Origin of the sequence: Arthrobacter sp. A5 (assembly GCF_051131705.1) — a bacterium.
Taxonomy (GTDB): domain Bacteria; phylum Actinomycetota; class Actinomycetes; order Actinomycetales; family Micrococcaceae; genus Arthrobacter_M.
In genome coordinates this window covers 2,434,384-2,451,585 of the sequence record NZ_CP180316.1, presented here as the reverse complement: position 1 = coordinate 2,451,585, position 17,202 = coordinate 2,434,384, and the positions used below count along the sequence as shown (strand labels likewise).

The following is a 17,202-nucleotide window of genomic DNA, read 5'->3' as shown; positions in this document are numbered from 1 at the left end:
CGCTGATTTTCCGGGCCGGTCCTGTGGACTACCGGTGCATAAAATGACATACTTGTAATACATCATGTTGGGGTCACTTCCAGCGGCGCGCACTACATGTAGTATTGAAGTACAGAATCAAGCACCCCGGGTTTAAGCTACCGGGACGCTGGCGAGACCGATCTTCAGTCCTCACCGCCGCACCGGCTGCCGCCGGCGAACTGCATCAGGCAGGCAGTGGAAACGGACGGATTGGGCCCGTCATCAGAGGGTTTGCCGGAAACGGTCAGGCCGCTACATCAGGTACCGAGAGGTGCCGCCAAGTAATAAGGGGACAGGGAAATGACCGTTACGGTCTACACCAAGCCGGCCTGCGTTCAGTGCAACGCCACCTACCGGGCATTGGATAAAAAGGGAATCACCTACCAGAGCGTCGATATCTCCCAGGACCCGGACGCACTGGAGCGCCTTCGTGCTCTGGGCTACCTCCAGGCCCCTGTCGTGGTCACCGATCAGGACCACTGGTCCGGCTTCCGCCCGGACAAGATCGCCGAGCTGGCGCTGGCGACCGCTTCGGTGGCCTCCTAATACTTTGCGGATGGCAGTCCGGACGGGCCGCCCGGCGCGGATGGACTGCCGGGACCAACGACCGGGGAACAATGGAGCACGAGGCGGCGCAATGCAGGCTCTGGCACTAGCACAGACAAAGCGTTCGACGACGGCGGAACTGACGGCGCCGCCGTCGTCCGCCTCAGCCGGCGCGGGCAGCACCGCCAGCAACGTCATCTACTTTTCGTCCGTCTCGGATAACACGCACAGGTTTGTCCGGAAGCTCGACGTGGATTCGGCCCGGCTTCCGCTCTACACTTCCGAAGAGACGTTGCTTGCGCTGAAGCCCTTTGTGCTGATTTTGCCCACTTACGGCGGCGAAACAGGTCACGGGGCGGTGCCCAAGCAGGTCATTAAGTTTTTGAATGTCGGGCAGAACCGGGCACTCATCCGCGGCGTGATCGGCGCCGGGAACACAAACTTCGGCGAAACCTACTGCCTTGCCGGCGATGTCATCGCCGCCAAATGCAGGGTTCCGCTTCTTTACCGCTTCGAGCTCATGGGGACGTCCGTGGACGTTGACCGGGTTAATCAAGGATTGGATACGTTTTGGACACGACTGTTGCAGCACCGGCCGTAACCGGCACCCACACGGGAACCAAGGACACGGCCACCAAGGACGCGGGCATGCCGGCCGCCTATAAGGGGCTCGGCTATCACGAGCTCAACGCCATGCTGAACCTGTATGGTCCCAACGGCGAGATCCAGTTTGACGCGGACCGCGAGGCGGCCCACCAGTACTTCCTGCAGCACGTGAACAACAACACCGTGTTCTTCCACGACCTGGAGGAGAAGCTGGATTACCTGGTCAAGAACGAGTACTACGAGCGCGAGACGCTTGACCAGTACACGATGAACTTCATCCGCGAGCTGTATCAGCGCGCCTACAAAAAGAAGTTCCGCTTCGAGACGTTTCTCGGCGCCTTCAAGTTCTACACCTCCTATACGCTCAAAACCTTCGACGGCAAGCGGTTCCTGGAGCGCTACGAGGACCGGGTCTGCATGGTTGCCCTGCACCTGGCCCGCGGCGACGAAGAGCTGGCCACCAAGCTGATGGACGAGATCATCGAAGGCCGGTTCCAGCCCGCCACCCCGACCTTCCTCAACGCCGGCAAGGCCCAGCGCGGCGAGCTGGTCTCCTGCTTCCTGCTGCGCATCGAAGACAACATGGAGTCGATCGGCAGGTCCATCAACTCCGCCCTGCAGCTGTCTAAGCGCGGCGGCGGCGTGGCCTTCGCGCTGACCAACATCCGCGAGGTGGGCGCACCGATCAAGCAGATCGAGAACCAGTCCTCCGGCGTTATCCCCGTGATGAAGCTGCTCGAGGACAGCTTCTCCTACGCCAACCAGCTGGGCGCCCGGCAGGGTGCCGGTGCGGTCTACCTGCACGCCCACCACCCGGACATTAACCGTTTCTTGGACACCAAGCGCGAGAACGCCGATGAGAAGATCCGGATCAAGACGCTCTCCCTGGGTGTGGTGGTCCCGGATATCACCTTCGAGCTGGCCAAGCGCGACGAGGACATGTACCTGTTCTCCCCGTACGACGTCGAAAACGTCTACGGCATGCCCTTCTCCGACATTAACGTCACCGAGAAGTACTACGAAATGGTCGATGACGCCCGGATCAAGAAGACCAAGATCAAGGCCCGCGAATTCTTCCAGACCCTCGCCGAGATCCAGTTCGAGTCCGGATACCCGTACATCATGTTCGAGGACACGGTGAACCGGGCCAACCCGATCGACGGCAAGATCATCATGAGCAACCTCTGCTCCGAGATCCTGCAGGTCTCCGCTCCCACGGTTTACAACGATGACCTCTCCTACGCCGAGACCGGCAAGGACATCTCCTGCAACCTCGGCTCGCTGAACATCGCCAAAACCATGGACTCCCCGGACTTCGGCAGCACCATCGAAACCTCCATTCGGGCCCTGTCCGCCGTGTCCGTAATGTCCAACATCACCTCCGTGCCGTCCATCGCCAAGGGCAACGAGCAGTCCCACGCCATCGGCCTGGGCCAGATGAACCTGCACGGCTACCTGGCCCGGGAGCGCGTGCACTACGGCTCCGCAGAAGGCCTGGACTTCACCAACATCTACTTCTACACCGTGGTCTACCACGCCATCCGCGCCTCCAACCTGCTGGCCATCGAAACCGGCGAGACCTTCGGCGGCTTCGAGAGGTCCAAGTACGCCTCCGGGGAATTCTTCGACAAATACGTCAACGAGGAATGGGTGCCGAAGACGGCCCGCGTGGCCGAACTCTTCGACGGCACCCACATCCCCACCCAGGATGACTGGCGCGAGCTGAAGGCCTCCGTGATGGCGCACGGCATCTTCAACCAGAACCTGCAGGCCGTCCCGCCCACCGGGTCGATCAGCTACATCAACAACTCCACCTCCTCGATCCACCCGGTGGCCTCCAAGATCGAGATCCGCAAGGAAGGCAAGATCGGCCGCGTCTACTACCCGGCTCCTTACCTGACCAACGACAACCTGGAGTACTACCAGGACGCCTACGAACTCGGCTATGAGAAGATCGTCGATACCTACGCCGCCGCCACCCAGCACGTGGATCAGGGCCTGTCGCTGACGTTGTTCTTCAAGGACACCGCCACCACCCGCGACATCAATAAGGCGCAGATCTACGCTTGGCGCAAGGGCATCAAGACCATCTACTACATCCGTCTGCGCCAGCTGGCCCTCGAAGGGACTGAGGTGGAGGGCTGTGTTTCATGTGCCCTATGACAGCCGATATAGGTTGATTTAGTAACACTGGGATGAACGACGACGGCGGCACCTGACTGCCGTCGTCGTCCTCCTTGCATGAACCAAAAGTTTGTAGAGAGAAGGAACGATGACGGACAAGCTCAAGCTGCTCAGCCATGTTGAGGCGATCAACTGGAACCGGATTCAGGACGATAAGGACGTTGAAGTCTGGAACCGCCTGACCAACAACTTCTGGCTGCCGGAGAAGGTGCCGCTGTCCAACGACATCCAGTCCTGGGCCACCCTGACGCCGGACGAGCAGCAGCTCACCATGCGCGTGTTCACCGGGCTGACCCTGCTGGACACCATCCAGGGCACAGTGGGCGCAGTCAGCCTGATTCCGGATGCGATCACCCCGCACGAGGAAGCCGTCTACACGAACATCGCGTTCATGGAATCCGTACACGCCAAGAGCTATTCGTCCATCTTCTCCACGCTCTGCTCCACCAAAGAAATTGACGACGCCTTCCGTTGGTCCACCGAGAATGAGTACCTGCAGAAGAAGGCTCACATCGTCATGGATTACTACGCAGGAGATGACCCGCTCAAACGCAAGGTGGCCAGCACCCTGCTGGAATCCTTTTTGTTCTACTCCGGCTTCTACCTGCCGATGTACTGGTCCTCCCGGGCCAAGCTGACCAACACCGCGGACATGATCCGGCTGATCATCCGCGACGAGGCCGTGCACGGGTACTACATCGGCTACAAGTTCCAGCGCGGGCTGGAGAAGGTCTCCGCGGAGAAGCGTCAGGAGCTCAAGGATTACACGTTCGAGCTGATGTACGAGCTGTACGAAAACGAAGTCCACTACACGCACGATCTGTATGACGCGGTGGGCCTGGCCGAGGACGTCAAGAAGTTCCTGCATTACAACGCCAATAAGGCGCTGATGAACCTGGGTTACGAGGCCATGTTCCCGGCCGCTGTCACCGACGTGAACCCGGCGATCCTCTCCGCGCTGTCCCCGAATGCGGACGAGAACCACGACTTCTTCTCCGGGTCCGGATCCTCCTACGTGATCGGCAAGGCAGTGAACACCGAGGACGACGACTGGGACTTCTAAGTGCGCTGTGCCGTTGATGGGGCGCGGTGGGGGAGCAATAACCCTCGTGCAGCAGAACATTAGGGGCTGGAACTCAGAACATAGTCTGAAGTAAAATGTCAGTATGTCCACCATCCTTCCCCGCCGCGTCTTCCAGTCGTCAGAACTCTCCCGGCAGCCTGCGCCGCTGTTCAGCGCTGCTGAAGAGTCGCCGATCGAGGTGACTCGGCGCGACGGTGATGCCCTTGTGCTCATGTCGGTCAAGGAAAATGATGCGCGCGACCGACTCCTCGAGCTTGCAGCTCAGATCATCGCCATTACCGTCGACGATGCCGGCCGCTCGCTCGGCGACCGGTTCGCTGACCGATTCGATTGGATGCTGGCCCTCGACGCTCAGGATCGCGAAGTTTGTGCACGCGATCTACTTCGGTCGGCCCGCGCATCATTCTCTACCGGTAGAGCCCACCTTGCAATAACGGAGATGGCCATGTGGCGCTCCACGGCCACAGCGATCGCCGAAGGGCTCCACTCGAGCGAACTGACGTGGTTTGACCAGCCGGTCCCGATCTCTCGTCCTTAACTCATGCCGAAGGGAAAACGCGTCGAGCGGCCCGTCAAATCGACGGAGTACGCGATTCAATTTGGAACCTGCGAAGCCGAGCGCGGTTGGGGTGACCTTCTGGCCGTGCAGCGTAATGTGTTGACGGCAGCGTGGGACGCTCTCGCGCGTGATCCGAACGAGGTCACGCCGACTATGCACCCGCTCAAGGGGAAGCTCGCGACGTTCACGCACGATGGCGGCGTTCGAGAGCGCTGGCAATACGAGCTGTCCGGTGGGGCTCGAATCTGGTATTACGTTTCGGGCCGAACGGTGGTGCTGGAGCAAGTGCACACCCGCCATCCGAACCAGACGAAGTGACCCGACGCTTTTCTTACGGACCAATAATGTGGCCATCTCCCCCCGCTCGGCACAAGCAAACTCAATCCGGGCGGGGAAGCCTCTGCGGGACCCGCGGCATAGCGGTGCCCGTCGATGTCGGTGATCGGCAGCTGCGCCCCAACGTGCGGGACTCCCCTGCGGACAATGACCCTCCTCCCGGCCGGCCACGACGAGAGATCCAGCATTCCGGTGAAGTCGGCGACCCCGGCGCCATCGCGCTCAAACCCGGCACTGGCGTGGACGTTGGGGTGCGCCATAGCCGCAGGGCTTCTTGGCTATCAGGTCGTGCACTCCTAAGACATCGGCTACACGTTCCAGCGCGGGCTGAAAAAGTTCACGCCGTGGGCCTGGCCGCGGACGTTAAGAATTTCCTGGTACCCCTTGAAGATCCGGCCACTTGCGGGTAAAAGTGGATTGGCCAGGTCGCAGTGCCAGGCCGCGCCAATCACACTGGAGAACTTCATGGTCGAAAAGGTCCAATCCACTGACGGGACAACTATTGCCTACGAGACAGCCGGGAGCGGCCCCCCGCTCATTCTGGTCGGCGGGGCGCTGAACACCCGTAAGTCGCCCGGGGGCCTGGTGCCGCTGCTCGTGGAAGATTTCACTGTCGTCACCTACGACCGCCGCGGCCGCGGCGAGAGTACGGATACGCCGCCGTACGCCGTCGAGCGTGAGGTCGAGGATTTCAGCGCACTGGTGGCAGCCGTTGGCGGGTCTGCGGGGGTGTACGGCCATTCGTCCGGCGGCATCCTGGCTCTTGAGGCGGCCGCCGCCGGGGTGGGGATCAGCAGGCTGGCCGCGTATGAGCGCCCTATCTCACGACCCCGGGAGGAGACGTGCTCTGGCAGGTTTTTGTTGACAAGGTGCAGGCGCTGGTGGACGAGGGACATCCGGATCTGGCGGTGGAGGAATTCATCCGGCACACGGGTGCCGACTTCGATGCGGGAATGAAGCAATCGCCTTGGTGGCCGTCGCTGGTGGCTCTGGCGCGGACCCTGCCCTACGATCTGACGCTCACCGGGGACAATATTGTTCCCGTGCAGCGGCTGGGCCGCATTTCCGCACCGACTTTGGCGTTGTACGGCGGTGCGAGCGCTGCATGGGCTCAGGCTTCTGCGTCGGCAGTGGCGATGGCGGTCCAGAACGGGAGGCAGGACGTCATCGAAGGGCAGGAGCATGCGGTGGCGCCGGAGACGGTGGCGCCGACGCTGTTGGAATTCTTCCGCTGAGATTAGCAGAACCGCTGGGTGCAGGAGTTTAGGAACGGCGCCCAGCAGGGCCAGAAAGAGATCCGCGGTTGCAAGGCCCGGGATTTCAACACCGTTCTATGCGTCTTGCTGGTTAGCGTATCGCTGGCGGCACACTTCTTCTCGAGGTGTAGAACTACCGGGGAAATGTCCCTCCGCATCCGCTCTTCCGTACGATATCGTGGGATACCAGGGAGGTGCATATGAGCGATATTTTGATCCGGGATGTCCCAGGGCCAGTACTGGCTGCCATCGACATAAGAGCGACGCGAATGGGCCTTTCGCGCACCGAGTATCTACGTCGACGGCTGGCGCAGGACGCTGTTAGTGGGGACACTGTGTCGGCCACGCAGCTGGAGGTCTTCGGCAAATTGTATGCTGACTTGAGTAACGACGCGGTCATGACCGGTGCTTGGGATTGACGTCGTGGCTGGTAGACAAGTCTGCTCTCGTTAGACTCGGCACTAGCCCCGACGTTGAGGAGTGGGCCGCCCGGATAGAGCGCGGTTTGATGCGGATTAGCACTGTCACCCGCTTGGAAGTGGGCTTCTCGGCGCGATCTGGAGACCAAGCCAGGAACGCGTTTCGAGGAGTGCCCCTCAGGCTTGTTCCAGTTGAGTATCTGACGCCGTTAATAGAGGACCGAGCGCTCGCTATTCAACTACTTCTTGCCGACCGTGGACAACATCGTGCGCCTTCGATCCCCGATCTGCTCATAGCTTCATGCGCTGAGCTTTCCGGGCTCACCGTTCTTCACCTGGACAAGGACTTCGAGCTGATACGCGGAATTACAGGGCAGGCAATGGAGAGACTTCGGGTTTGAGTAGCCTCATTAGCGGGTGACCGGCCGAAGCCGCCGTGCTCCGCACTCCCTTGACGCGGTCCAGCAGGCCTGAGGGCTGAAAGTTGTCGCCGGGATGAAGCTACTCGGCGGACGGTCGTTGGCGTTGCCGTTTTGTTGCTGACCGCTGTTGCTTTGCCGCGAGGTGCCGCCGCCGCGAGCTCCGGGTGGGTTTCGTCGGACGGCGGTGGGCCATATCGGGAGCAAGACCTGTGCTGACGAGTTCGGCGAGTTTGCCCAGGGCGATCTCGCGATTGCGGAGTTGAGAGCGCCGCTCGGAAGCGGTCACGGTGATTACTCCGGCGATGAGACGGCCTCCCAGACGGCTAACTAACGTCAGCCGTTGTGCATCGGAGAGCACAGCCGAATCGGAGATGTTCCAGGAGAGTTCGACGCGACTGTCCGACGTGTTCACATGCTGACCGCCGGGCCCGGACGAACGCGAGAACCTCCAGCCGAGTTCCGAGGCGGGAATCGTGAGCGCGGGGGAGACGACCAGATCCATGCAATAAGTGTTACACGATGAGGCAGGGTGAGCTTGGCCGCCGTTTGGGGAAGGCGATCCGGTCAAGGTCTTGTGCAGCTGTCACGGTGGCTCCGCCGGCGCGGGCGCGGGCCTGGTCGGCGAGTGGGGCTACGTCGACGTAGCGGGACGAAAAATGCGTCAGGACCAAGGTACCGACGGCGCCGCCGGCCGCCAAGGCACCTGCCTGCCCCGCGGTGAGGTGGCGGTACTGCCCCGCAAGGTCGGCGTCGTCGTCGCTGAAGGTGGATTCTGCCACAAGTAGATCGGCGCCATCTGCGAGCTGCTCGGCGCCCGGACACGGGGCTGTATCCATGACGAAGGCGAAGCGCTGGCCGGGCCGCGGCACGCTGACGTCCTCGAGGCGGACACCGTAGAGTGTTCCCTCGCTCTGCAGGCGGCCGACGTCGGGGCCGGCAATGCCGACTGCCGCGAGCCGGTCCGGCAGGAGGGTGCGGTCGTCGGGCTCAACGAGCCGGTAGCCGTAAGTCTCGATCCGGTGATGCAAAGGCTGGACTGCTAAGCCCGGGGCGATCGGCCCGGCTTCCCCATGCGGGTGCAACCGCAGATCAATACCGGGGGTGGCAACGGATATCAGCGCCCCGACCACGTCCACGCCGGAAGCGGGGTAATGCAGGGGCACCGGGTGCGCCACGCCGTCCAGGGCCATCCGCGAGAGCACGCCGGGCAGGCCGAAGCAGTGGTCGCCATGGACGTGGGTGAGACAGATGCGCGTGATGTTTCGGACCGAGACGCCGGCGTAGATCATCTGCCGTTGTGTGCCCTCGCCCGGGTCGAAGAGCAGGCCTTCGCCGTCCCAGCGGAGCAGGTAACCGTTGTGGTTGCGCGCTCGCGTCGGGACCTGCGAGGCGGTGCCGAGAACGACGAGTTCACGCATGCTGAAGAGCTTAGAGGTATTCGGCGGAGATCAGGATCGGCATATGGTCGGATTTTCCTCGCGGCAGGGTTTCCACGTTTGTGATGTCCAGCCCCAGGGAAGTGGCGAAGTCGAAGTGGCCTTTGAACATCTTGTATCGCGTGTACGTTCGGCTGTCACTCATCGTGAGGTCGTAGCCGGTCTTGTTCATGTGTTCCGTGAGGTTTTTCCTGAAAAAGGGGTAGTTGAAATCCCCCACCATAAGGGTGACGAGCTCACCACCCATGCTGAGCATTTCCACGTGCGCTGCGTGGATCTGCTTGCGCCGCAGTGAATTGGACGCGGTCAACGGCGCAGCGTGGAATGAGGCGATGGCTAGATTGCGATTGGTTTCACGGTCGATCAGCCGGGTAGCGATCAGTCGTTCGTGGGCCGGCGCGAGCATGCGGTCGTGCATGGATTTCTTGAGCGCGAAGGCCTTTGTCTCAAGTGCGGTGAATCGGTCTTGGCGGTAGTACATCGCCAAGCCGAGCCTGTTGCCCTTGGTTGAATCCGCCAAGTGCAGGTGTCCCACGGTGTCTGGGAGTTCCGCGGCGTCACACTCCTGCAGACACAGCATGTCGATTTCGGAGTCTTGTGCCAGGTCGACGAGTTCATCGCTCGCGTGGTTCTTGCGGAGGTTGTAACTGATGACTCGTAACAGGGGAATACCTCTTCCGGTTCGTGGGCGGGGGTACCGTCTTCAGCCCAGTTTAGCAACGGCGATGAGCGCGCGGGCGTGGTGAATCGCCGGACGCGGCCGGCCCTCCTTGAACTGGAAACAATTTGCAGATAAGTGCAAATTGTTTCCGAACGTGCCGATGGGCTCGTCGACGCCGTCATTGAGGATCCTGCCGGCGAGGAAGGACTGCAGTGGGCAGCCGAGTTTGCGCAGCAGGACGGTACGCACTCGCAGACGCGGGAGCGTCGGGACAAGATCGCCGAAGCGCACGGCGCACCCGGAACCGTCGCACAGCTGGCGGCAGGCCCGTTGCACAAGGCCAAAGATCCCTACGCAGCTCAGGCCGCCGTCGACGCCATGGCCGCCGGCATCGAAGTGTCCTTCGAGACCGGGGCGCAGGTGGAGCGGGAAAAGATTGACGAGCGGCGCCAAAGCCCCGAGCCGGCGGCCCAGCGTTACCTGTTCGCGGCGGAACGCGCGGCCCGCAAGCCCAGGAACCTTAACATCGGGGCCGCCAGGAGCGTGGCCCGGGCCGGCGTCGTCGGCGCCGGAACCATGGGCGGCGGTATTGCCATGGCACTGGCAGCCGCGGGAATCCCCGTCACCATCGTCGAGGCGGAGCAGGACGCGCTGGACTGCGGCCGGCACGGTCCGGCAGCAGCTGGACCGGCAGGATGAAGCCTTCGGGTCCTTGGAACCCGGCCTTGAGCTGCCTGAACGGATCGAGCGCTACTGCCAGCAGCGCGCCGTGCTGCTCGAATGGGTGGCGCCGCTGGCACGCGCGGCAGATCTCCAGCGCCCCTTTTCCCGGGCACTGTAGGAGAACCTGCAGGAGAACCTGCGCCGCATCCGTGTTGCCTTCGAAGCACTCTTCGCGGCCGAGCTCGCTCCGTTAGAGCCGGGGGACCGTGAACGGTTAACCCTCGCTGCCTGTGCCGCAGCGGACTGGGCCAGCTGGCAATTGCTGCGGGACCAGCTGGGGCCGAGCGTGGTGCAGGTGAGCAACGTGTTGCAGTTGACCCTGACCGCCCTGCTGAGCCGCCCTACAGAGCAGGTACGGCTGGGCTGCTCTTGCACAGTTGCCCCGGCTGAGCCGTCCGGGCTGATCGCGTCGTCTGCAGACAACCGACAACGCCGGGACAACGAAAAGGAACAGTCAACATGAGCGTTTTATCACTGGCCGCAATCCTGGCTGAATCGGCTTCAAATACCCGCAGAAGACGGCCGTCGTCGACGCCAGCGTGCATTTTTCCTACGCCGCGCTTTGGCAGCAGGCACGAAGCTACGCCGCGCAACTGAAGGATGCCGGCCTGGCACCCGGGGACGTTGCGGGCATTATGTCTCCCAACGTAGTGGAATTCCCCCGGGCCTAGCTGGTTGGAAGACGCTTGAGCAGCGCAGGCCACTGACGGCAACGCTCTAACTCAGCGCAGAAGCACAGATGCCGGTGCCTTGGATCAGCGACGGTTAGCCGATCAACGGTCTCAGTGGTGGACACGGGCGCAGTGGGCTCTCGATGCGTCCTTATCAGATGACTTGCATCGGCAGGAGATCGGATTGGGGATACTCGACTTGCTTGCGCAAAGTGATCTCGCCGGGGAAGAGGAAGTCGCGCTCATCAGTATCGCATGGGCACAACCGTTGAGGCTGCCCGTGGAGGAGACCGAATCCGTGGGGAACTATGGAACTATATATGGTCCAACGAGCGAGGAGGCTAACTGTGAGCACGACGATGCCGACGAGCCAAAGCGCTAAATCCCCTGGTCGAAGTGCCGAATCAACCGTGGATCGAGAAAACTATCAGGAACGGGTACGCGTTCGTGCGGCGCGGCTGAGGGTGACCACCGATACCAAACTGAACAAGGAAACTCCCGAGTGGGTCCGCGAGTTGGCTAAGCGGCCTCTGTAGATTTCATCGAGACGCGTTTCTGCGAGCTAAGCCCCGCGCACTTCCGGAGACGAAGCGGAGCTAAAGGGTTGCCGTGATCAAGCTGGAGCTGCGGAGCACGTACTCGCAGTCGGCGTAGACGCAATCGGCCACGGCACCGGCCGTCGACCAGGAATGGTGCCGTTTTCGTAAGCTCTCTTGTTCTAAAGAGGTCGCGTCGCTATCCGCGCGCCTGCGCGAAGCGGGGGCCATGGATTCCATCTGCTCCATCACCAGCTTGATCGCGTCGGGCTGTTGTCCGGCGGATAACCGAACTTGACCAGCAGCCGTTTGATGGAGGAGCGCAGCTTGGCGCGGACATCGTCGCGGACGGTCCAGTCGGTGCGGACGTCCCGGCGCATGACGGAAACCAGCTCGCGGGCGATGTCCGCCAGAATTCCTTCGCCCTGCACCTGAACGGCGGATTCGTTGTGCGCCACGGCATCATAAAACGCGAGTTCGTCGGAATTGAGCGGGGGAGTGAAATGTTCGCCGCGCTGGGACTCGGCGGCAACTTCACGTGCCAGCGCCACCAGCTCGGCGATGACTTCGGCGGATGTGAGCTGGGCGTTGGTGTATTTTTTCATCAGCTCGGTGATCCGCTCGGAGAAGGCACGCTGGCGGATTACGTTGTTCCTTGTGGACGCGGCGGTCTCGTCGGCGATGAGTTTGCGCAGCGCCTCGATGGCCAGTTGCGGGTTTCGCGCCCGCTGGGTTTTGGCGATGAACTCGGGCGTGAGGTCATCCAGCGACGGTTTGGGCATGCCGGCGGCATCGTAAATGTCCAGTACTTCGCCGGAGGACGTTGCCGTGGCGATGAGTTCGCCCAGCAGCCGCTGGATCTCCTCTGGCACGGGTTCCCCGCTGGCCTGCCTGTCAGCGGCATCGTACTTTGCCATCCAAATGCGGATTTCCTCGTAGACCTGAATGTCAGGACGGAGGGCGGCCAGCGTCTCGGAGCCGGAGCAGAGCGCCCATGCGCGGGACAGTTGGCTGGAGAACCGGCGGTACTTGGCGGCCGAGGTATCTTCTCCGGCGGCCGGCTGGTTTCCGGGGGTGGCAGGATCGCGCAGGTAGGCGGTGGCGCCGCTGACGGCGTTGAGGAAGGGCCGTTTGCCGCCGGCGTTGAGCACCCTCCGCCAGTCGTAGCCGGCCAGCAGCGCCGCAAGGGTGTCCACCAGGGACACGGTCAGGGCCACGGCCTCATCGATGTTCTTTCCCACCGGCTTGTTCGCCTGGTCGCCGGCGGTGTATTCGCCCAGCGCCTTGGACAGGTTCTCGGCCAGCGGGGCATAGGCCACCAGCAGCCCGTCCTCCTTGCCGCGGAACGTCCGGTTGACCCGCGCCAGGGTCTGCATCAGCAGCGCGCCCTTGAGGGGCCGGTCCAGATACAGGGTGTGCAGGGGAGGGGAGTCGTACCCGGTAAGCATCATGTCCTTGACGATCACGATTTCCAGTTCGTCATCGACGTCCTTGAGCCGCTCCTTGATCGCGGCGTTGGCGGAATCCCGGCGCACATGCCCGGACACGGGCGGCAGATCTGACGCCGAGCCGGAATACACCACCTTGATCCGCCCCTTGTCCAAATCCGGCGAGTGCCAGTCCGGCCGCAGCCCCACGAGCGCGCTGTAAAGCTTGGCGCAGATCTCCCGCGTCCCGCCCACAATCATCGCCTTGCCGGGGGCATTGATGAACTTGTGCATCCGCGCCCGCCGGTTTTCCCAGTGCTCCACCAGATCCGCTGCCAGGGCAGCGATGCGTTCCGGCGCGCCATAGACGGCATTGACGACGGCGACACTCGCCTCAAGGCGCGCACGTTCCGTATCGTCGAGCCCCAGCGTCGCCTCGTCGGCAGCGACGTCCAGAATTTCCTCGGTGATGTTCTCCGCCAGCCCTACTTTAATCAAGCGCGGCTCGAAGTACACGGGCACCGTGGCGCCGTCGTCGACCGCCCTGGAGAGGTCGTAAATGTCGATGTAATCGCCGAAAACGTCGCGGGTATTGCGGTCGTCGAAGGAGATCGGCGTGCCGGTGAACGCAATCAGCGTCGCGTGCGGGAGGGCGTCGCGCAGGTGCCGTGCGTACCCGTCGAGGTCGTCGTAGTGGCTGCGGTGCGCTTCGTCGACGACGACGATGATGTTCCGTCGGGCGCTGAGCAGCGGATGGTCCGTGCCCGCGTCCTTCTCGGACTGGCTGCGGCCGAACTTCTGCAAGGTGGTGAAATAGATGCCGCCGGTGGTCCGGTTGCTTAGCTCTCCGCGCAGCTCGGAGCGCCGGCGGATCTGCCGGGGGGCCTCCGGCAGCAGCAGACTCTGCTTAAACGTCTCGTAGAGCTGGCCGTCGAGTTCGTTGCGGTCGGTAATGACGACGACGGTCGGGTTCAGCAGCTTGGGGTGCCGGATCACCTGGTTGGTGTAGAGCTCCATTTCCATGGATTTGCCCGAGCCCTGGGTGTGCCAGACGACGCCGGCTTTGCCGTTGCTCTGGACCGCCTGCACGGTGCTGCCCACGGCGCGCGTGACCGCGAAGTACTGGTGCGGTTTCGCGATCCGCTTGGTCAGGCCGGCGGAGCCCTCGTCGAAGGCGGTGAAGTTCCGCAGCAGCTGCAGAAAGCGGGTCAGGTTGTACAGGCCGTCCAGAGCGGTCTGCATCGGGGTGACGGCTTCCCCGTCCAGGAGGAATCCCGGCGGAACCGGGACGCCGTCGTCGTCCACGTTCCACGGCGAAAAGTGGTTCAGCGGCGTAAACGGCGTACCGTATTTGGCCAGAATTCCATCCGAGGCGAGCGTAAAGATGCAGAACCGGAACGCCATCGGGAATTCGCGCAGGTATGTCTGCAGCTGCGCATGCGCGCCGGCAACGTCCGCGTGCTGGCTGCCGGCCTTCTTCAGTTCCACGATGCTTACCGGCATGCCGTTGCAGTACAGCACTAGATCGAAGCGGCGACGATAATCGCCCCGCACAACGGTCAGCTGGCTGACGGCGAGCCAGTCGTTGGCGTCCTCGTCCGCGCTGAGCAGCCGCAGCGTCGGGTTGGCCTCGCTGCCGTCGGCGTCGATGAAGCTGATCCCGCGGAAGCCGTCCACCAGGTAGCTGTGCATCCGATGATTTTCAGTGATCGCATCCTGCGACTTCGGCACGGCGATCTCCGACGCGGCCTGCTGCAGGTACTGTTCCGGGACGGACGGATTGAACTTCCTTAGCGCATTCAGCAGCCGCGGACGGATCAGCAGCTCGTCCCACGACTCGCGTTCACCGGTACCGGGCGCGATGTCCTCGCCGTGCTTGGGCCGCCAGCCAAGCTCAGCCAGCTGCTCGAGAGCAAGGCCTTCCCAATCGGCCTCGGAGAACGCGGTCGCCGTTTGTGTCATGTTTTGTCTTCCCCCAGATAGTTATTCCTCCAGCGTATCCTCCGGCAGCCCTGCCAGCTCCGCTTCAATGTCCGCCACGCTCAGCAGACTTGACGCAAATTCTTCCGGCAGAGCAGGAGACCGATGGCCGGCTCGTCGCTTGCGTGTGCCAGCAGATCGTCAACAGCGGCGTCCAGATAGATGCCCGGCTGCCCAACGTAGCCGGGATCAAACTTCGTAGCCTTGAGCTCTACCACCACAAAGCGACGCAGCCTCAGGGGGTAAAAGAGCAGGTCAGCGAAGAATTCGTCCCCACCGATGACAAGGCGCACCTGCCGGCCGACGAAGGCAAACCCCTGGCCCAGTTCCAACAGGAAAGTTGGACGTCGCCTTCCCCGCTCGTTCGTGGAGACGCGTATCGATCTGGTGGACCAGGACGTTCCGCGACCATCCCTCTGCAAGGGTTCTCGAGGCATACCAGAGGCGTGTCGCGGGATCATCTACGTTCTGCATGAGGGCGATGTGGTGATACCACGGCAATTGGGCAAGCGGCGCTTGCCCAATTGTGTCGGCGTCCCAACTTGCGGAAAAGGTGCGCATATAAGGGGCTCTTCGCATTTGAGCATGGTTAGGGCGGCCTAAGAATTGGGATTTGTGGGATGTTCTCCGGCCTGCGCGGCGTGGCGTGAGGCGGAACGAGGTCAGGGTCTCCTTGAATTGGTAGCGACCAAGCTTCCAATCATAAAAGAGACCCTGACTTGTCTAATTCTATGTCCTGCCCGAATGGGCGCTGGTGCGAACGGGCAGACACGATGTTCGCCGTCGACGGCGTGCACGTCATCTCTGCCGCGAATGCTGCCAGCAGACTCCTCCTTCATGTCGAAACCGATCAGAACACCACCGGTTGCCCGGACTGCGGGGTTGTGGCGATCGGCCACGGCCGCCGTAAAGTCCGCCTGCACGACGCACCGTCGTTGGGGCGGCCGGTGTCCCTGGTCTGGGTTAAGCGGGTATGGCGGTGTCCGGACACCGGCTGCCCCAGAGGCACCTTCACCGAGGAACACGCCCTGGCCGGTCGTCGGGCGAAACTCACGACCCGGGCCGTGCACTGGGCCGTGGACGCACTGGAACGCTTCGATACCTCCGTCTCGGCCCTGGCACACCAGCTCGGCGTGGCGTGGCGGACCGTCTGGGACGGAATCGAAGCCGAAGCACTCCGGCGGCTCGCGGACAAGGTCCGGCTGACCGGGGTGGACGCCCTCGGCGTTGACGAGCATGTCTGGTCCCATACCGGCTTCCCCGGCACGGGCATGGTCACCGGGATCGTGGACCACACCCGCGATGAGAAGGGCCGTGTTCATGCCCGGCTGCTGGATCTTATGCCGGGACGGTCGGGGAAGGTCTACGCGGACTGGATCAAGGCCCAGGGCAAGGACTTCGCCGAGGGGATCAAGGTCGCAACACTGGATCCATTCCGTGGTTACGCCAACGCCGTCCGTGATGAGCTACCCGAAGCAATCACCGTCGTTGACGCATTCCACGTCGTAAAGCTTGGTGGTGCTGCTCTGGACGATGTCCGCCGCCGCGTCCAACAAAGCACCCTGGGACACCGCGGACGTAAAGGGGACCCGCTCTTTGGGATCCGCCGCACCCTGCAGATCGGTGCCGAACACCTCAACGACAAACAGGCCAAACGGCTGGAGGACAAACTCATCGCCGGAGATCCCGGCCATGAAGTCACGCTGGCCTGGCAGTGCTACCAGAAGCTCCGGGATGTATACCACTCCAACCCGGCCAGAGGCCGGGATCTGGTGACCGGGATACTCACTTCTTTCCCGTCCTGTCCGATCCCGGAGATCGCCAGACTCGGCAGGACCCTACGGCAATGGAAGAGCGCGATCCTCGCGTACTTCGAGACACACGGGGCCTCCAACGGACCGACCGAAGCGATCAACGGTGTTATCGAGACCACACGGCGGATCGCCCGCGGATTCCGGAACTTCGACCACTACAGACTCAGATGCCTACTCGCAGCCGGCGGCCATCGCCCATACCGGAAAAAAGCGGCAAACCATGCCTAAATGCGAAGAGCCATATAACGAAGATTTTGAGGAGAGAATCCTCGCGAGCTAGGGAACTGAGAGCGTAAGTCGCCTGACAGCCGCGCGATAACTTTCGTTCCCCATCCTTCTTCTCCTTGGCGGGCAACAATATCCTGGCCGATGGCCCAATAAGTTGCCACGAGTTCCTGGTTGACCGTCGCGACAACTCGAGCGCGGACAGTCGTTACCCGGGCTGCCACGGTTACCAAGAACTCTGGGTACCACTCGGGCATCGAGCCGCGCCGGCGTTGATGGAAACGAGGCCCCGCTCG

At 62.4% G+C, this 17,202-nt stretch carries 21 protein-coding genes and 2 pseudogenes; 14 read left to right on the top strand and 9 right to left on the bottom strand.

Annotation, left to right across the window (positions count from 1 at the left end):
- Nucleotides 1-321 precede the first annotated feature (321 nt).
- The 6 genes from nrdH to ACLLJI_RS11550 all read left to right on the top strand — a co-directional run bounded on the left by nrdH (nt 322) and on the right by ACLLJI_RS11550 (nt 5,318).
- Nucleotides 322-567, top strand: coding sequence for a glutaredoxin-like protein NrdH (gene nrdH, locus ACLLJI_RS11575; RefSeq protein WP_283559278.1), 246 nt, complete (start codon nt 322-324; stop codon nt 565-567).
- Nucleotides 568-658: 91 nt separating this feature from the next.
- The gene (nrdI, locus tag ACLLJI_RS11570; protein WP_434612412.1) at nt 659-1,168 is read left to right on the top strand and encodes a class Ib ribonucleoside-diphosphate reductase assembly flavoprotein NrdI; all 510 of its coding nucleotides are present in this window, start codon (nt 659-661) and stop codon (nt 1,166-1,168) included.
- A gap of 47 nt (nt 1,169-1,215) precedes the next feature.
- On the top strand, nt 1,216-3,336 hold the full coding sequence (gene nrdE, locus ACLLJI_RS11565) for a class 1b ribonucleoside-diphosphate reductase subunit alpha (RefSeq protein ID WP_434621476.1): 2,121 nt from the start codon (nt 1,216-1,218) through the stop codon (nt 3,334-3,336).
- Nucleotides 3,337-3,445: 109 nt separating this feature from the next.
- Complete coding sequence (nrdF, locus tag ACLLJI_RS11560; RefSeq protein ID WP_434612410.1) at nt 3,446-4,420, top strand: class 1b ribonucleoside-diphosphate reductase subunit beta; 975 nt, start codon at nt 3,446-3,448, stop codon at nt 4,418-4,420.
- 103 nt (nt 4,421-4,523) lie between these two features.
- On the top strand, nt 4,524-4,979 hold the full coding sequence (locus ACLLJI_RS11555; RefSeq protein ID WP_434612408.1) for a prevent-host-death protein: 456 nt from the start codon (nt 4,524-4,526) through the stop codon (nt 4,977-4,979).
- A 3-nt stretch (nt 4,980-4,982) separates the two neighbouring features.
- Nucleotides 4,983-5,318, top strand: a complete 336-nt coding sequence (locus ACLLJI_RS11550) for a hypothetical protein (protein WP_434612406.1) — start codon at nt 4,983-4,985, stop codon at nt 5,316-5,318.
- 92 nt (nt 5,319-5,410) lie between these two features.
- Here ACLLJI_RS11550 and ACLLJI_RS11545 read toward each other — a convergent pair.
- A pseudogene (locus tag ACLLJI_RS11545) lies at nt 5,411-5,572 on the bottom strand (IS1380 family transposase); the annotation flags it as partial.
- A gap of 72 nt (nt 5,573-5,644) precedes the next feature.
- Nucleotides 5,645-5,803, bottom strand: a complete 159-nt coding sequence (locus ACLLJI_RS11540) for a hypothetical protein (RefSeq protein ID WP_434612404.1) — start codon at nt 5,801-5,803, stop codon at nt 5,645-5,647.
- On the opposite strand from ACLLJI_RS11540, the gene ACLLJI_RS11535 reads away from it, so the two are divergent.
- The 4 genes from ACLLJI_RS11535 (at nt 5,802) to ACLLJI_RS11520 (ending at nt 7,412) form a co-directional block, all read left to right on the top strand.
- Complete coding sequence (locus ACLLJI_RS11535; protein WP_434612402.1) at nt 5,802-6,293, top strand: alpha/beta fold hydrolase; 492 nt, start codon at nt 5,802-5,804, stop codon at nt 6,291-6,293. The two genes, ACLLJI_RS11540 and ACLLJI_RS11535, sit on opposite strands and share 2 nt — an antisense overlap.
- Entirely contained in the window at nt 6,179-6,571 is a 393-nt protein-coding gene (locus ACLLJI_RS11530) for a hypothetical protein (protein ID WP_434621750.1), read from the top strand. The genes ACLLJI_RS11535 and ACLLJI_RS11530 overlap by 115 nt, the downstream gene beginning before the upstream one ends.
- 221 nt (nt 6,572-6,792) lie before the next feature.
- Nucleotides 6,793-7,011, top strand: coding sequence for a type II toxin-antitoxin system VapB family antitoxin (gene vapB / locus ACLLJI_RS11525; RefSeq protein ID WP_434612400.1), 219 nt, complete (start codon nt 6,793-6,795; stop codon nt 7,009-7,011).
- A complete protein-coding gene (locus ACLLJI_RS11520; protein ID WP_434612398.1) occupies nt 7,002-7,412 on the top strand; it encodes a PIN domain nuclease in 411 nt (136 codons plus the stop codon). The genes vapB and ACLLJI_RS11520 overlap by 10 nt, the downstream gene beginning before the upstream one ends.
- Nucleotides 7,413-7,512: 100 nt before the next feature.
- Here ACLLJI_RS11520 and arfB read toward each other — a convergent pair whose 3' ends face one another.
- From arfB to ACLLJI_RS11505, 3 genes are read right to left on the bottom strand one after another with little or no spacing between them, the layout of a single operon-like run.
- Entirely contained in the window at nt 7,513-7,935 is a 423-nt protein-coding gene (arfB, locus tag ACLLJI_RS11515; protein WP_434612396.1) for an alternative ribosome rescue aminoacyl-tRNA hydrolase ArfB, read from the bottom strand.
- 10 nt (nt 7,936-7,945) lie between these two features.
- The gene (locus ACLLJI_RS11510; protein WP_434612394.1) at nt 7,946-8,851 is read right to left on the bottom strand and encodes a ribonuclease Z; all 906 of its coding nucleotides are present in this window, start codon (nt 8,849-8,851) and stop codon (nt 7,946-7,948) included.
- A gap of 10 nt (nt 8,852-8,861) precedes the next feature.
- The gene (locus ACLLJI_RS11505; RefSeq protein WP_434621474.1) at nt 8,862-9,533 is read right to left on the bottom strand and encodes an endonuclease/exonuclease/phosphatase family protein; all 672 of its coding nucleotides are present in this window, start codon (nt 9,531-9,533) and stop codon (nt 8,862-8,864) included.
- Between the two features lie 132 nt (nt 9,534-9,665).
- Between ACLLJI_RS11505 and ACLLJI_RS11500 the strand changes: the two genes are divergently transcribed.
- The 3 genes from ACLLJI_RS11500 to ACLLJI_RS11490 all read left to right on the top strand — a co-directional run bounded on the left by ACLLJI_RS11500 (nt 9,666) and on the right by ACLLJI_RS11490 (nt 10,924).
- The gene (locus ACLLJI_RS11500; protein WP_434612392.1) at nt 9,666-10,229 is read left to right on the top strand and encodes a 3-hydroxyacyl-CoA dehydrogenase NAD-binding domain-containing protein; all 564 of its coding nucleotides are present in this window, start codon (nt 9,666-9,668) and stop codon (nt 10,227-10,229) included.
- Nucleotides 10,230-10,242: 13 nt separating this feature from the next.
- Nucleotides 10,243-10,371, top strand: a complete 129-nt coding sequence (locus tag ACLLJI_RS11495; protein WP_434612390.1) for a hypothetical protein — start codon at nt 10,243-10,245, stop codon at nt 10,369-10,371.
- Between the two features lie 376 nt (nt 10,372-10,747).
- Nucleotides 10,748-10,924 (top strand): AMP-binding protein, encoded by a 177-nt coding sequence (locus tag ACLLJI_RS11490; RefSeq protein WP_434621471.1) that lies wholly within the window; start codon nt 10,748-10,750, stop codon nt 10,922-10,924.
- 758 nt (nt 10,925-11,682) lie between these two features.
- Here ACLLJI_RS11490 and ACLLJI_RS11485 read toward each other — a convergent pair.
- The 3 genes and pseudogenes from ACLLJI_RS11485 to ACLLJI_RS11475 all read right to left on the bottom strand — a co-directional run.
- Nucleotides 11,683-14,849: pseudogene (locus tag ACLLJI_RS11485) on the bottom strand (type I restriction endonuclease subunit R); the annotation flags it as partial.
- 80 nt (nt 14,850-14,929) lie between these two features.
- A complete protein-coding gene (locus ACLLJI_RS11480) occupies nt 14,930-15,199 on the bottom strand; it encodes a PDDEXK nuclease domain-containing protein (RefSeq protein ID WP_434612388.1) in 270 nt (89 codons plus the stop codon).
- Complete coding sequence (locus ACLLJI_RS11475) at nt 15,123-15,428, bottom strand: DUF1016 N-terminal domain-containing protein (protein ID WP_434612386.1); 306 nt, start codon at nt 15,426-15,428, stop codon at nt 15,123-15,125. The genes ACLLJI_RS11480 and ACLLJI_RS11475 overlap by 77 nt, the downstream gene beginning before the upstream one ends.
- 170 nt (nt 15,429-15,598) lie before the next feature.
- On the opposite strand from ACLLJI_RS11475, the gene ACLLJI_RS11470 reads away from it, so the two are divergent.
- Complete coding sequence (locus ACLLJI_RS11470; protein ID WP_434621468.1) at nt 15,599-16,909, top strand: ISL3 family transposase; 1,311 nt, start codon at nt 15,599-15,601, stop codon at nt 16,907-16,909.
- On the opposite strand, the gene ACLLJI_RS11465 is transcribed toward ACLLJI_RS11470, so the two are convergent.
- The gene (locus ACLLJI_RS11465) at nt 16,906-17,163 is read right to left on the bottom strand and encodes a DUF1016 N-terminal domain-containing protein (protein ID WP_434612384.1); all 258 of its coding nucleotides are present in this window, start codon (nt 17,161-17,163) and stop codon (nt 16,906-16,908) included. The genes ACLLJI_RS11470 and ACLLJI_RS11465 overlap by 4 nt on opposite strands.
- Nucleotides 17,164-17,202 lie beyond the last annotated feature (39 nt).